General features: G+C 51.4%; 1 protein-coding gene. It reads right to left on the reverse strand.

The window, feature by feature from the left end:
• Positions 1-54: 54 nt before the first annotated feature.
• A complete protein-coding gene (locus tag ACERY3_RS25505) occupies positions 55-219 on the reverse strand; it encodes a VasL domain-containing protein (RefSeq protein ID WP_262768500.1) in 165 nt (54 codons plus the stop codon).
• Positions 220-255 lie beyond the last annotated feature (36 nt).

A 255-nucleotide genomic window follows, 5' to 3' on the forward strand; every position in this document is an offset into this window, starting at 1 on the left:
CCTTCACCGTCCACAGTAAGAAATGATTATCGGGTTGTGTTTTATCGTCGTGTGTCATGGGGTTAACTTTCCTGCCTGTACGGTCAGTGCGTAACGGTTCTGCAACTGGCGCAGATGCTGCGCGGCCTGTAGCACCGTCACAGTCTGACTGCCGTCGTTATTTTTTTGCTGTGACAGCTGGCGCAACTGCTCCTCCAGCGGCACGTTCTGGTTTAACAATTACTACTCTTCGGTTCTCTGACAAATAGGTTGGCC

Origin of the sequence: Enterobacter cloacae complex sp. ESBL7 (assembly GCF_041679625.1) — a bacterium.
GTDB lineage: Bacteria > Pseudomonadota > Gammaproteobacteria > Enterobacterales > Enterobacteriaceae > Enterobacter > Enterobacter asburiae_B.